At 51.8% G+C, this 14,575-nt stretch carries 14 protein-coding genes; 6 read left to right on the top strand and 8 right to left on the bottom strand.

Annotated elements, in window-relative coordinates; translation table 11 throughout:
• Window positions 1-318: 318 nt before the first annotated feature.
• The 4 genes from NBA72_RS16905 to xapA are packed head-to-tail and all read right to left on the bottom strand — an operon-like array spanning window position 319 to window position 3,616.
• Window positions 319-1,203, bottom strand: coding sequence for a LysR family transcriptional regulator (locus NBA72_RS16905; RefSeq protein WP_000438882.1), 885 nt, complete (start codon window positions 1,201-1,203; stop codon window positions 319-321).
• A 51-nt stretch (window positions 1,204-1,254) separates the two neighbouring features.
• Window positions 1,255-1,413 carry a XapX domain-containing protein gene (locus tag NBA72_RS16910; protein WP_000658727.1) on the bottom strand — a complete coding sequence of 53 codons (159 nt, stop codon included), beginning with the start codon at window positions 1,411-1,413 and terminating at the stop codon, window positions 1,255-1,257.
• 58 nt (window positions 1,414-1,471) lie between these two features.
• The gene (locus tag NBA72_RS16915) at window positions 1,472-2,728 is read right to left on the bottom strand and encodes a nucleoside permease (protein WP_042948391.1); all 1,257 of its coding nucleotides are present in this window, start codon (window positions 2,726-2,728) and stop codon (window positions 1,472-1,474) included.
• A gap of 54 nt (window positions 2,729-2,782) precedes the next feature.
• On the bottom strand, window positions 2,783-3,616 hold the full coding sequence (xapA, locus tag NBA72_RS16920) for a xanthosine phosphorylase (protein ID WP_001119748.1): 834 nt from the start codon (window positions 3,614-3,616) through the stop codon (window positions 2,783-2,785).
• 255 nt (window positions 3,617-3,871) lie between these two features.
• Between xapA and NBA72_RS16925 the strand changes: the two genes are divergently transcribed.
• Entirely contained in the window at window positions 3,872-4,633 is a 762-nt protein-coding gene (locus NBA72_RS16925) for an outer membrane protein (RefSeq protein WP_000722926.1), read from the top strand.
• Window positions 4,634-4,694: 61 nt separating this feature from the next.
• On the opposite strand, the gene NBA72_RS16930 is transcribed toward NBA72_RS16925, so the two are convergent.
• Entirely contained in the window at window positions 4,695-5,621 is a 927-nt protein-coding gene (locus NBA72_RS16930; protein ID WP_001109831.1) for a LysR family transcriptional regulator, read from the bottom strand.
• A gap of 89 nt (window positions 5,622-5,710) precedes the next feature.
• Here NBA72_RS16930 and NBA72_RS16935 point away from each other — a divergent pair, with 89 nt between their 5' ends.
• On the top strand, window positions 5,711-6,709 hold the full coding sequence (locus NBA72_RS16935; RefSeq protein ID WP_042948388.1) for a bile acid:sodium symporter family protein: 999 nt from the start codon (window positions 5,711-5,713) through the stop codon (window positions 6,707-6,709).
• Here the strand turns inward: NBA72_RS16935 and NBA72_RS16940 are convergent.
• The 3 genes from NBA72_RS16940 to zipA all read right to left on the bottom strand — a co-directional run bounded on the left by NBA72_RS16940 (window position 6,706) and on the right by zipA (window position 9,999).
• Window positions 6,706-6,924: a DUF3820 family protein gene (locus NBA72_RS16940; protein WP_001519708.1), complete on the bottom strand. Its 219-nt coding sequence runs from the start codon at window positions 6,922-6,924 to the stop codon at window positions 6,706-6,708. The two genes, NBA72_RS16935 and NBA72_RS16940, sit on opposite strands and share 4 nt — an antisense overlap.
• 1 nt (window position 6,925) lies before the next feature.
• Window positions 6,926-8,941 carry an NAD-dependent DNA ligase LigA gene (gene ligA, locus NBA72_RS16945; protein WP_000433281.1) on the bottom strand — a complete coding sequence of 672 codons (2,016 nt, stop codon included), beginning with the start codon at window positions 8,939-8,941 and terminating at the stop codon, window positions 6,926-6,928.
• 71 nt (window positions 8,942-9,012) lie between these two features.
• Window positions 9,013-9,999, bottom strand: a complete 987-nt coding sequence (gene zipA / locus NBA72_RS16950) for a cell division protein ZipA (RefSeq protein ID WP_000983126.1) — start codon at window positions 9,997-9,999, stop codon at window positions 9,013-9,015.
• Between the two features lie 231 nt (window positions 10,000-10,230).
• Between zipA and cysZ the strand changes: the two genes are divergently transcribed.
• From cysZ to ptsI, 4 genes are all read left to right on the top strand, one after another.
• Window positions 10,231-10,992, top strand: coding sequence for a sulfate transporter CysZ (cysZ, locus tag NBA72_RS16955; RefSeq protein ID WP_000255008.1), 762 nt, complete (start codon window positions 10,231-10,233; stop codon window positions 10,990-10,992).
• Window positions 10,993-11,155: 163 nt separating this feature from the next.
• Entirely contained in the window at window positions 11,156-12,127 is a 972-nt protein-coding gene (gene cysK / locus NBA72_RS16960; protein WP_000036904.1) for a cysteine synthase A, read from the top strand.
• 383 nt (window positions 12,128-12,510) lie between these two features.
• On the top strand, window positions 12,511-12,768 hold the full coding sequence (ptsH, locus tag NBA72_RS16965) for a phosphocarrier protein Hpr (RefSeq protein WP_000487600.1): 258 nt from the start codon (window positions 12,511-12,513) through the stop codon (window positions 12,766-12,768).
• A 48-nt stretch (window positions 12,769-12,816) separates the two neighbouring features.
• Complete coding sequence (gene ptsI, locus NBA72_RS16970; RefSeq protein WP_000623118.1) at window positions 12,817-14,544, top strand: phosphoenolpyruvate-protein phosphotransferase PtsI; 1,728 nt, start codon at window positions 12,817-12,819, stop codon at window positions 14,542-14,544.
• Window positions 14,545-14,575 lie beyond the last annotated feature (31 nt).

Consider the following 14,575-nt stretch of genomic DNA (forward strand, 5'->3'; position numbering starts at 1 on the left):
GGTCGTTAGCTCAGTTGGTAGAGCAGTTGACTTTTAATCAATTGGTCGCAGGTTCGAATCCTGCACGACCCACCAATGTAAAAAAGCGCCCTAAAGGCGCTTTTTTGCTATCTGCGATATGTTCGGGTCTTGCCTGATGCGCTGCGCTTATCAGGCCTACAGACAACACCGCACGCGTAGGCCGGATAAGACGTTAATCGCCATCCGGCGCAGACGACACCGCACGCGTAGGCCGGATAAGACGTTAATCGCCATCCGGCACAGACGACACCGCACACGTAGGCCGGATAAGACGTTAGTCGCCATCCGGCACAGACATCATACCGTCAACGCCGCCACCAGTTTCTCCAGTGCTGGCGTTGCCTGCTGCTGGTCATACACAATATACAAATCCGCCGGAATACGTTCCTCTAACGGACGGAACACCACACCCGGCCAGCTCATTTGCGCATAGCCATCAGCCATCAACGTAATCCCGATCCCCATACTGATCATCGCCAACACCGTTTGCGGCTCAACCACTTCCCGAATAATCATTGGCGAAAAGCCTGCCTGTTGGCATACACGTTGTAAAAATTCCCAATCAGAATGTACGGAAGGCAATGTAACAAAATATTCATTGCGCAACGCCGCCAGCGGCACAGAATCTCTGGATGCCAGATCGTGATCTTCCGGAACTGCAACCATGAATGCAGATTCATGCAAACGTATGCTGGTAAAACCGACTGCCGGTTCGATAGCCATACGCCAGATCCCTGCATCAAGTTCCCGACGCTCTAACAACGCCATTTGCATACCTGGAGACTTTTCGCGAAAAAGTACTTCAACATTGGGATTTGCTTTCAAAAAGTGACGCATCGCAGGACGCATTCTTCCCCACAGCGCCGTACCAACCACACCCAGTTCAATGCGCCCCGCTTCACCGCGACCAATCTGCTCCACTCGCGCCAGAGCCTGATTTGCATTGGCTAACAAGCGACGTGACTCCTCCATTAAAACTTTCCCGGCATGGGTTAATGCAACGCTGCGGGAATGACGAATAAACAGCAATGTACCCAGTTGCTGTTCAAGTTCTTTGATATGGATACTCAAGGGAGGTTGTGACATATTTAACCGGGCAGCAGCCCGGCCAAAATGCAATTCTTCTGCAACAGCGAGGAAATAACGTAATAGCTTTAGATCAATACGATGGGCTCGTTCCATCACTATCGCACTCCAGGAATAAGGGATAACGTCTGGAATTTACCATATTACCTAGTAAAAAATAGATTTAACGACAAGATACCCAATATACATAAATACAATAGATAACACCCCGGGTAAAACATTTGGTGCGGGAATAGGTATACGGCATAAAGTAAAAAATGCGCCAATACCAAATCCAATACCGGAGGAGAGAATAATTTCTTTCATACTGTGTCCTTGTTCATAAAAATGGACTGGCGAACATCCTCTCGCCAGTCAAATAAAATTAATGTGATAATGATTTGGTCGACAGTTTTTCTGGATGGTGCTGATATTTAAAGAACAATGCAAAAATAACGGCCAATGCCAGAGCGTAGGCGGCAAAAACCAGCCAGATGGTTTGCCAATCTTTTACACCATCAATAGAAAAATAATCCACGGCCATACCGCTTAAAAGAGACCCAATCCACGCCCCCACGCCGTTAACCATGGTCATAAATAGCCCCTGCGCGCTGGCGCGAATACTTGAGTCCACCTCCTGCTCTACAAATACTGACCCTGAGATGTTGAAGAAATCAAATGCGCAGCCATAAACAATCATCGACAGCAGCAGTAGCACAAAGCCAAACGGGGATGGATCGCCAAAGGCAAAGAAGCCGAAACGCAACGTCCACGCCAGCATACTCATCAGCATTACCGTTTTAATACCAAAGCGTTTAAGGAAGAACGGAATGGTGAGGATAAAGCCCACTTCCGCCATCTGCGAAACTGAAAGCAAGATAGAGGGATACTTCACCACAAAACTATCGGCAAACTCAGGATTACGGGCAAAATCATGCAGGAACGGATTACCGAAGACATTGGTAATTTGCAGCACCGCCCCCAACATCATCGCAAACAAAAAGAAGATTGCCATGCGTGGATTTTTAAACAGAACAAAAGCATCCAGTCCGAGCTTACTGACAAGCGTGGTGTTCGCCTTCTTCTCGGCTACCGGAATTTTCGGTAACGTCAGCGCATACAGGGCCAGCAATAACGATGCGCCAGAAGCGATGTATAATTGCGCACTGCTCAGTTCCAGCCCCATCAGGCTCACCGTCCACATCGCAACAATAAAACCTATTGTGCCGAAAACGCGCACGGGCGGAAATGACGTTACCGGATCCTGACCTGCTTTCGCCAGACAGGAGTACGAAACGCTATTGGATAATGCAATCGTTGGCATATACGCCATCGCATTAACCAACATCACCCAGAACATCGTCTGGGGATCGGTAACGGTGGTGGCGTACAATAACGCCCCCGCGCAAACCAGATGGCAAAGCATGTAGGCTCGCTCAGCGCGCAGCCATTTATCAGCAATGATCCCCATAATGCCCGGCATGATAATCGCTGCCAACCCTTTTGAGCTGTAGACCATACCGACATTCGCGCCGGTAAAATCCAGAGTGTTGATCATGTAAGAGCCCAGGGTAACCAGCCAGCTCCCCCAGATAAAATATTGCAAGAACGACATGACTTTTAAGCGGGACGTAATACCCATTTTTTATTCCTTGCCGTGAGATAAAGCCCCAATACGGGGCCGTAGTCATTGTGTTTAGGCCAGCTTACGTAAAAAGCCGCAAATCAGATTGATAAAGTTCTGCCGGGAAAGTTCAGCCGCCGCCAGCGTTTGCGCATGGGAGAGTTTTACATCGCCCAGCCCTTCCGCCAGATTGGTGATCGCTGAGACGGCAACAACTTTGAGACCACAATGACGTGCGCTAATCACCTCAGGGACAACGGACATTCCGACCACATCGCCGCCAATAATCTGCATCATGCGGATTTCTGCCGCCGTTTCGAAGTTCGGACCCGGATAAGAAACAAATACGCCTTCAGTGAGGGGGAATCCCTCCTCTGCCGCAACGGACTGAAGCATGGCGCGATAATCTGCGTCATAAGCATTAGCCAGCGAGAAGAAGCGATCGCCATAACGATCATCGTTTGGCCCCACCATCGGCGTACCGGGCATCGTATTAATGTGATCGCTAAGCGCAACCAGGCTACCCGGCCCCACTTCCGGACGCAGAGATCCTGCCGCATTGGTGCAGAACAACACTTCACAGCCCAGTAATTTCAACGTGCGAATGGCATCGGTCATCACCGCCATTCCACGCCCTTCATAAAAATGTCCGCGGCCTTTCATACAGGCCACCGGAACACCCGCCAGATGGCCGAGCACCAGTTCACCAGCATGGCCGTGTACGGTGCTGACGGGAAATCCCGGCAATTTCTCGTAAGAAATGGCTACCGCATCTTCGATTTGATCCGCCAGAGCACCCAACCCGGAGCCTAAAATAAACGCGACTCGCGGGGTAAATGCCGGTTTATGTGCATGAATAATATCAATACAATACTCAGGATTATGAGAAAAAAGAGCGTGAGGCATAAGTTTCCTTGTTCTATCGGATTTAATTTGACTCCTTTTTATAACGACCATCGCCCCTTGCTGACCAATACACTTTTCACGTGTCATCAATAGCCATTTAATATCGATAGATTTAGATCGCTTCTGTATTAATACAGAGGGAAAACAGTATTGGTTTTTGCTTGCACTTCATATTAACAATATGCCGCTTTCATATTTATAAATTGCCTCTTTTTAATTAACCCATTAATAATTATCGGCATAGGGAAATATGCTATGAAAAAAATTCTTACTCTGACGCTTTCTTCTTTACTCATTATTCCCGCACTCACCCATGCGGAATTTAAAGGCGGGTTCGCCGATATCGGCCTCCATTACCTCGACTGGACATCAGACACCACGGAAAAAACCAGTAAAAAATCCCATAAAGATGATTTTGGGTACCTGGAACTGGAAGGCGGAGCGAATTTTAGCTGGGGAGAAATGTACGGGTTCTTCGACTGGGAAAATTTTTACAATGGCCGCCACGCTAAACCAGGCAGCGAACAGCGTTACACCTTTAAAAATACCAACCGTATTTATCTGGGCGATACAGGATTAAACCTCTATCTCCATGCCTACGGGACGTACGGTTCACCTCATCGCGCTAATTTCCATGATGACATGTTTCTCTATGGTTTAGGCTATAACTTCACGGGTAACGGTTACTGGTTTAAACCCTTCTTTGCCAAACGTTATACCGATCAGACCTACTACACAGGCGATAATGGTTATGTACTAGGTTGGGTGGCCGGTTATAGCTTCTCGTTGGGTAGTGAGAAATTCAGCGTAACGAACTGGAATGAGTATGAGTTTGACCGCGATGCGTCCTACGCTGCGGGCAATGGCGGGAAAGATGGCATTAATGGCGCAGTAGCGCTGTGGTGGAATGCGACTCCTCACCTGACCGCAGGAGTACAATATCGTTACGCTGATAATAAGTTAGGAGAATCCTTCCTGCAGGATGGCATTATTTATTCCATCAAATACCTGTTTTAACACACTGCCCTGTCAAAAATGGCAGGGCAAGACCGCACCTCACACACGGACAGATAGATATTTATAGCTGATACAGCGGATCTTTCGCCCTCGCGGCGGTTAATTCGCTGGCCTGGGTACGCACCACGTCCCATAACGCCTGCGCCGCCGTGGAGAGCGATCGGTTTTTTCGCCGCGCCAGCATGAGCTGCCTTTCAACTACGGGCGTCAGCCGTTTAACCTGTAAGTGGCTGCCCTGCGGGAGCGGTAACGCCAGCGCGGGCAGCACGCTGATGCCGATTCCCGCTTCCACCATTGGAAACAGCGTGGCCGGGTGACCAATCTCCTGCACGATATCCGCCTCAATAGCAAAATGGGCCAGCGCCGCATCAATCAGCGGTCGACTGCCGGAAGCATAATCCTGTAAGACCAGCGAGGCCTGTTTAAGATCCTGCCAGCTCACCCATTCCTGATGCGCCAGCGGATGATCCTGGCGACACAACAGTAAAAAAGGCTCTGATAAGATGGCTTCACACTGTAAATCCACCGCTGCGCCGGGATCGATAACGATGCCAAAATCCACTTCTCCCTGGCGGATGCTCTCCAGCACCCACTGCTGCGGACGATCGTGCAATACAAAATCAATAGCGGGATAAAGCGAATTACTTTGGGCAATGCATTGCGGAATAAGATGCGCAGAAATGGTTTGGCTCGCGGCAACGCGCACGGTGCCGGTTAATTGTGTCCCTACTCTGCCTGCATCGCGCAGTATGCTGTTCAGTTCATCAAGCACCCGCTCCAGACGCGTCGCCAGTTGTTGCCCCGCCTCGGTCAGCACCACCTCACGCGTGGTGCGATCCAGCAGTCTGACGCCGGTTTGCCGCTCCAGCTCTTTTACGCTATGACTGACCGCAGACTGGCTCAGTCCAATCCTGTCTCCTGCCCGACTGAAACTTTTGGCCTGGGCGACGGTAATAAAAATACGCAGTTGACGTAGTGAATAGTTCATCGACTAGATTCATATATAGATGCAATAAATCAATTTTATTTCTCAAAGCGAAAAACGCAAAATAGCTGCACCGACTTTCAGGAGTTTTTATGAAACTTTTTCGAATCCTTGACCCTTTCACGCTGACACTTATCACCGTGGTACTACTGGCCTCTTTTTTCCCGGCGGAAGGCAGCTTTGTGCCTGTCGTTGAAGGCATTACGACAGCGGCCATCGCTCTGCTGTTTTTTATGCATGGCGCGAAGCTTTCACGTGAAGCGATCATCGCTGGCGGCAGCCACTGGCCGTTGCATCTTTGGGTCATGTGCAGCACTTTTGTGCTCTTTCCTGTCCTCGGCGTACTGTTTGCCTGGTGGGCGCCTGTCAATGTCGACCCTATGCTCTACAGCGGCTTTCTGTATCTGTGCATTTTGCCCGCCACCGTGCAGTCGGCGATTGCATTTACTTCACTCGCGGGCGGTAACGTCGCGGCCGCGGTGTGCTCAGCGTCTGCGTCCAGTCTGCTGGGCATTTTCCTGTCGCCGCTGCTGGTCGGTCTGGTAATGAATATTCATGGCGCGCAGGGCAGTCTGGAAGAGGTGGGCAAAATTATGCTGCAACTGCTGCTACCTTTTGTGCTGGGACACCTGTCTCGCCCGTGGATCGGCAACTGGGTCGCGCGCAACAAAAAGTGGATCGCGAAAACAGATCAGACCTCTATTTTGCTGGTGGTCTACTCGGCGTTCAGCGAAGCGGTGGTCAACGGCATCTGGCACAAAGTCGGCTGGGGATCGCTGCTGTTTATCGTCGTGGTCAGCCTCATACTGTTGGCGATCGTCATCGCCATTAACGTCTTTGTCGCCCGTAAATGCGGCTTCAATAAAGCCGACGAAATCACTATTGTTTTCTGCGGTTCGAAAAAAAGCCTGGCCAACGGGATCCCGATGGCCAATATTCTGTTTCCGACGTCAGTGCTGGGTATGATGGTATTACCGCTGATGATCTTCCACCAGATCCAACTGATGGTCTGCGCAGGGCTGGCGCGGCGCTACAAACGCCAGACCGAGAAGTTACAGGCGCAGCAGGAAAGCCGCGCCGCGAAAGCTTAAAGCGGGCGTTTCAGGGGCTGCACCAGTTGCGTCAGCCCCTCGGTTTTAATCAGCAGCGTGATTTGCATCAATTCCCCCAGTTTACCCGCCGGAAATTGATCTTTACGGGCAAACCACAGCAAATACTCTTCCGGAAGGTCGATCAATCGACGTCCCTGATATTTGCCGAACGGCATCACGGTGTTGGCGATTTCAACCAGCTGCTCTTTTTCCATCTCAGGCACCCAGTAAGCGGATCATTTCCGCTTCATCAATCACGGTAATACCCAGTTCCTGCGCTTTGGCAAGTTTGGAACCCGCGGCTTCACCGGCAATCACCAGATCGGTTTTCTTCGATACGCTGCCTGCCACTTTCGCGCCCAGCGCCACTAAACGCGCTTTAGCGTCATCGCGGGACATCTGGCTCAGGCTACCGGTTAGTACCACGGTTTTACCGGCAAACGGGCTATCGATCTCTTGCACATTAATGACTACCGGCGCGGGCCAGTGAACCCCTTCCGCCAGTAGCTGCCCAATCACGTCACGATTACTCTCTTCGGCAAAAAAGTTAAAGACGTGCGTAGCGACCACAATCCCCACGTCAGGTACTTTCTGCAACTCGTCAATGGTGGCGGCCTGTAGCGCCTCCAGCGTGCCGAAATAAGCCGCCAGCCCCGCCGCCGTCGCTTCACCCACTTCACGGATGCCCAGCGCATAGAGAAAACGCGCAAAGGTCGTCGCTTTGGCTTTTTCCAGCGCGTTTACAACATTTTGCGCGGACTTTGGCCCCATTCGGTCCAGGCCGGTCAGTTTACCCGCCGTCAGACGGAACAGATCCGCTGGCGTATGGACATACTCCCTTTCCACCAGTTGGTCGATGATCTTATCGCCCATCCCGTCTACATCCATTGCCCGGCGCGACACAAAATGTTTCAACGACTCTTTACGCTGCGCGCCGCAAATCAGCCCGCCGGTACAACGGGTAACGGCTTCGCCTTCGACGCGCTCTACGTCCGATCCGCACACCGGACAGTGCGTTGGAAACACAATCGGACGCGTCTCTTCAGGGCGTTCGGACAGAACCACGTTGACCACCTGAGGGATCACATCGCCTGCCCGACGGATAACCACCTTATCGCCAATACGCAAGCCAAGCCGCTCAATTTCATCGGCATTATGCAACGTGGCATTGCTGACCAGCACACCAGCCACCTGAACCGGTTCCAGACGCGCCACCGGCGTAATCGCCCCGGTACGCCCTACCTGAAACTCAACGTCGCGCACAAAAGTCATCTGCTCCTGAGCAGGAAATTTAAACGCCACCGCCCAGCGCGGCGCGCGGGCCACAAAGCCCAGCTGTTCCTGCAAAGCCAGCGAGTTGACCTTAATCACCACGCCGTCGATATCAAAACCGAGCGTGGGGCGATCTTTTTCGACGTTGCGATAAAAATCCAGTACCGCCTGGGGAGAATCGCACAGCGTCACGCGATCGCTGACCGGTAACCCCCACGCTTTAAATTGCAGCAAACGTCCCAGATGCGTATCCGGCAACTCGCCGCCTTCCAGAATACCGACGCCGTAGCAGAAAAATGTTAGCGGTCGCTTCGCCGTAATACGCGGATCGAGCTGACGCAGCGAGCCCGCCGCCGCGTTACGCGGGTTAGCAAACACTTTGCCGCCAGTGCGGCGCGCGTCTTCATTGATCTTTTCAAACCCGGCCTGCGGTAAAAATACCTCTCCGCGAACTTCAAGACGCGCCGGAATGTTATCGCCGTGCAGCTTTAACGGAATGGCGCGAATCGTGCGCACGTTTGAAGTAATATCTTCACCAGTGGTGCCGTCGCCACGCGTCGCAGCGCTCACCAGCACGCCGTTTTCATACAGAATGCTGACCGCCAGGCCATCCAGTTTTAGCTCGCAGCACCAGATGACATTTTCCGTGCTTTTTAGACGATCCTGCACTCGCTTGTTAAACGCCAGGAAGCTTTCTTCATCAAATACGTTATCGAGCGACAGCATCGGTACTTCATGGCGAATCTGGTTGAATGCCGTCAGCGGTGCCGCGCCAACGCGCTGCGTGGGCGAATCCGGCGTGATAAGGTCCGGACGTTGCGCCTCCAGCTCTCGCAGTTCCCGCATCAGGCGGTCATATTCGGCGTCGGGAATCTCCGGCGCATCCATCACATGATACAGATATTCATGATGGCGAAGCGTGGTTCGCAGTTCTGTCAGTTGTTGTTCGATTGGTTCCATATCACACCATCAATGATAAAAAACCCCCGACAGGCGGGGGTTACGTTAAAAATGTCACACCTGCGTTAACCTCAGGCGTTAGCGTCCATCACCTCGCGGATGCGGTCCTGATATTCGCGCAGTTTCTGCGGCGTCATCATCCGACGCTGGTCATCCAGCACGACGCCGCCGACCTCATCAGCGATATGCTGCGCGGATTGCAGCATCAGCTTGAAGTTCTGCAGCGCATCGCCGTAAGACGGTACCTGCATAAAGATAGTGACGCCAGGCGTAGTGAAGTCCGTCATTTCAGGATCGAACGTTCCCGGATTGACCATATTCGCGAGACTGAACAAGGCCGGGCCGCTGCCGTCCGGGCTCAAATGACGATGGAAAATATTCATATCGCCAAATTTAAAGCCTGACTGCTGAATACTGTTCAGTAACACTTCACCATTAAGCTCGCTGCCATGATGGGCCGCGACGTTCATAATGATGACCGCCTCTTTACGCTGCGGTTTTTCCACAACCGGCGCTTCTTCCACTACCGGTTCCGCCTCAACCACAGGTTCCGCAGGCTGGAAGGTTTGCGCTGATGGCGGCGGCGCGGGCTGCGCAACAGGCTGCGGCGCTTGCGACGGCGGTGCAGGCTGCTGTTGCGGCGGCTGTACCGGCGGCGCAGATGGCTGAACCTGCTGAGGCTGCGGCGCAGGTTGGACCGGTTGCTGAACCGGCTGTTGCATCGGCGCTTGCGGCTGCGGCGGCGCCGCTGGACGCGGTTGCGCAGACGCATAAGGCGGCTGGTACTGGTGTTGCGGCGACTGACGAGGGGCATCATGCTCCTGCGACTGGCCGGGGGCATGATTTACGCGGTGAACACGAACTTCACCCACGCCTTCGTCTTCTTCGACATCGTCGTCATACGAGTCGTCGTCGCGTTTCGATTTCATGCGTTTTAGTGGACGATCGCGGAACATAGAAGATCGTTCTTTACGGCTGGTCCAGAAACCATGTACCAGTAAAGCGATTATGGCGATCGCGCCAACAATGATTAATATCAGACGCAAATCCTGCATCATTATATTCTCTGTTGTTCTAACACCTTGCCACCACGGCAAACATTTACTCACTAAGAGTATTTGCCGATTACGTCAAGTGCAAGTGTACTGTTGGCTTTCGCAGCATAAAGATGAAGGAAAATGTGCTTTTTGCTGTTTTTTCGAACATTTCCGAACTATCCACCGTCTGATAACCGGGTAAGATATCCCACGTTTACCCAGGGCTTTAAGAAAAAGGAGTATGTCCTGAATATGGTTTCATCATCCACAACCGTACCACGTAGCGGCGTCTATTATTTCTCGCAAGGATGGAAGTTAGTCACCCTACCGGGAATCCGCCGCTTTGTTATTTTACCTTTGCTGGTCAACATTGTGCTGATGGGCGGCGCATTTTGGTGGCTGTTTACCCAGCTTGACGCCTGGATACCTTCGTTGATGAGTCATGTGCCGGACTGGCTGCAATGGCTGAGCTATCTGCTGTGGCCGATTGCGGTTATCTCTGTTCTGCTGGTCTTTGGCTATTTTTTCTCTACCCTCGCCAACTGGATCGCCGCGCCGTTTAACGGCCTTTTAGCCGAACAGCTTGAGGCGCGGTTAACCGGCGCAACGCCGCCAGATACCGGCATACTCGGCATCATGAAAGATGTACCGCGCATTATGAAACGTGAATGGCAAAAGCTGGCGTGGTATCTGCCGCGCGCTATCGTGCTGCTGGTTCTCTATTTTATTCCTGGCATTGGCCAAACCATCGCGCCGGTGCTGTGGTTTTTGTTCAGCGCCTGGATGCTGGCGATCCAGTATTGCGACTACCCGTTTGATAACCACAAAGTGCCGTTTAAAACGATGCGCGCCGCGTTGCGCACGCAGAAGGTGGCGAATATGCAATTTGGCGCGCTCACCAGCCTCTTTACGATGATTCCGGTGCTTAACCTGTTCATTATGCCTGTCGCCGTCTGTGGCGCGACGGCAATGTGGGTTGATTGCTGGCGTGCTAAGCACGCGTTATGGAAATAACGTAAAAATGTATAAATAAGAGATGGCTTATGCTGTCTCTTATTCCATACTGATAACCATTATTTCCCATCAGCATATAGATATGCGAAATCCTTACTTCCCCATATCTGGCTGGAAGGTATGCTGGGAAGGTATCCCAATTTCATACAGTTAAGGACAGGCCATGAGTAAGATTTATGAAGATAACTCGCTGACTATCGGTCATACGCCGCTGGTTCGACTGAACCGTATCGGTAATGGACGCATTCTGGCGAAGGTGGAGTCGCGCAACCCGAGCTTCAGCGTCAAGTGCCGTATCGGCGCCAATATGATTTGGGATGCCGAAAAGCGTGGCGTACTGAAACCTGGCGTGGAACTGGTCGAGCCGACCAGCGGCAACACCGGTATTGCGCTGGCGTATGTCGCCGCCGCGCGCGGTTACAAACTCACCCTGACCATGCCGGAAACCATGAGCATTGAACGCCGCAAGCTACTCAAAGCATTAGGCGCGAATCTGGTGCTGACCGAAGGGGCGAAAGGGATGAAAGGCGCTATTCAGAAAGCCGAAGAAATTGTCGCCAGCGATCCGCAAAAATATCTCCTGCTCCAGCAGTTCAGCAACCCTGCCAACCCGGAAATCCATGAAAAAACCACCGGCCCGGAAATCTGGGAAGACACCGATGGTCAGGTGGATGTGTTTATCTCCGGCGTCGGCACTGGCGGTACGTTAACTGGCGTCACGCGTTATATCAAAGGGACGAAGGGTAAAACCGATCTTATCACCGTTGCGGTAGAACCCACTGACTCCCCGGTTATCGCCCAGGCGCTGGCTGGTGAAGAGATCAAACCAGGCCCGCATAAAATTCAGGGCATCGGCGCAGGCTTCATCCCGGGCAACCTGGATCTGAAACTGATTGATAAAGTGGTTGGCATCACCAATGAAGAAGCCATTTCTACCGCGCGCCGTCTGATGGAAGAGGAAGGTATTCTGGCGGGAATTTCTTCCGGCGCCGCGGTTGCTGCAGCGCTTAAGCTGCAGGAAGATGAAAGCTTTACCAATAAGAATATTGTGGTTATCCTACCCTCATCAGGTGAGCGTTATCTGAGCACCGCGTTGTTCGCCGATCTCTTTACTGAGAAAGAACTGCAACAGTGATGCCAGCATGTTAAAAACGCGTAAAAAAGCACCTTTTTGGGTGCTTTTTTGTGGCCTGCTTCAAACTTTCACCTCACCTGGCATTGATTCACCCTGCCGGAACTGGTATTTAACCAGACTAATTATTTTGATGCGCGAAATTAATCGTTACAGGAAAAGCGTTAGCTGAATCGATTTTATGATTTGGTTCAAATCTTCCTTTCGCGGCATAATGTTTAATGACGAGCGAAACGTCAGCGGCCATAAGTTGCCAGCAACGGATTGCGTAGAACACCTTTTGTGTCGCGTCCCGTTTACGCCGGCGCTAACAATACAGGCTAAAGTTGAGCCGCCAGGCTAGACTTTAGTTCCACAACACTAAACCTATAAGTTGGGGAAATACAATGTTCCAGCAAGAAGTTACCATTACCGCTCCGAACGGTCTGCACACCCGCCCTGCTGCTCAGTTTGTTAAAGAAGCAAAAGGCTTCACTTCTGAGATTACTGTGACTTCCAACGGCAAAAGCGCCAGCGCGAAAAGCCTGTTTAAACTGCAGACTCTGGGCCTGACTCAAGGCACCGTCGTCACCATCTCCGCAGAAGGTGAAGATGAGCAGAAAGCGGTTGAACATCTGGTCAAACTGATGGCGGAACTCGAGTAAGTTTTTTTCCGGGTTCTTTTAAAAATCAGTCACAAGTAAGGTAGGGTTATGATTTCAGGCATTTTAGCATCCCCGGGTATCGCTTTCGGCAAAGCACTGCTGCTGAAAGAAGACGAAATCGTCATTGACCGGAAAAAAATTTCTGCCGACAAGGTTGATCAGGAAGTTGAACGTTTTCTGAGCGGTCGTGCCAAGGCATCTGCGCAACTGGAAGCGATCAAGACAAAAGCTGGTGAAACGTTCGGTGAAGAAAAAGAAGCCATCTTTGAAGGGCATATTATGCTGCTCGAAGATGAGGAGCTGGAGCAGGAAATCATAGCCCTGATTAAAGATAAGCACATGACGGCTGACGCAGCCGCGCATGAAGTTATCGAAGGTCAGGCCACTGCCCTGGAAGAACTGGATGACGAATACCTGAAAGAGCGTGCGGCTGACGTACGTGATATCGGTAAGCGCCTGCTGCGCAACATCCTGGGTCTGGCCATTATCGATCTGAGCGCGATTCAGGAAGAAGTTATCCTGGTTGCCGCTGACCTGACGCCGTCAGAAACCGCACAGTTGAACCTGCAGAAAGTGCTGGGCTTCATCACCGACGCGGGCGGACGCACGTCTCATACCTCCATCATGGCGCGTTCTCTGGAACTGCCAGCGATCGTAGGTACCGGTAGCGTCACCTCTCAGGTGAAAAACGGCGATTATCTGATTCTGGATGCCGTAAACAACCAGGTTTACGTCAACCCGACCAACGATGTTATTGAGCAACTGCGCGCCGTCCAGGAGCAGGTTGCGACCGAGAAAGCGGAACTCGCAAAACTGAAAGATCTGCCGGCAATCACGCTGGATGGACATCAGGTTGAAGTTTGCGCCAACATCGGTACCGTTCGTGACGTTGAAGGCGCTGAGCGTAACGGCGCGGAAGGCGTTGGTCTGTATCGTACTGAATTCCTGTTCATGGATCGCGACGCGCTGCCGACGGAAGAAGAGCAGTTTGCCGCCTATAAAGCGGTCGCTGAAGCGTGCGGCTCGCAGGCGGTTATCGTCCGTACCATGGACATTGGCGGCGACAAAGAGCTGCCGTACATGAACTTCCCGAAAGAAGAGAACCCGTTCCTGGGCTGGCGCGCCGTGCGTATCGCCATGGATCGCAAAGAGATCCTGCGTGACCAGGTTCGCGCGATTCTGCGTGCCTCCGCTTTCGGTAAATTGCGCATTATGTTCCCGATGATCATCTCTGTTGAAGAAGTTCGCGCGCTGCGCAAAGAGATTGAAATCTACAAACAGGAACTGCGTGACGAAGGTAAAGCATTTGACGAAAGCATTGAGATTGGCGTGATGGTGGAAACACCGGCTGCGGCGACAATTGCGCGTCATTTAGCCAAAGAAGTTGATTTCTTTAGTATCGGCACCAATGATTTAACGCAGTACACCCTGGCAGTTGACCGTGGTAATGATATGATTTCACACCTTTACCAGCCAATGTCACCGTCCGTACTGAACTTGATCAAGCAAGTTATTGATGCTTCTCATGCAGAAGGTAAATGGACTGGCATGTGTGGTGAGCTTGCAGGCGACGAACGTGCTACACTTCTGTTGCTGGGGATGGGTCTGGACGAATTCTCTATGAGCGCCATTTCTATCCCGCGCATTAAGAAGATTATCCGTAACACGAACTTCGAAGATGCGAAGGTGTTAGCAGAGCAGGCTCTTGCTCAACCGACAACGGACGAGTTAATGACGCTGGTTAACAAGTTCATTGAAGAAAAAACAATCTGCTAATCCACGAGATGCGGCCCAATTTACTGCTTAG

This window comes from Salmonella sp. NW1250 (assembly GCF_051812965.1).
In the GTDB taxonomy this organism is placed as follows: Bacteria; Pseudomonadota; Gammaproteobacteria; order Enterobacterales; family Enterobacteriaceae; genus Salmonella; species Salmonella enterica.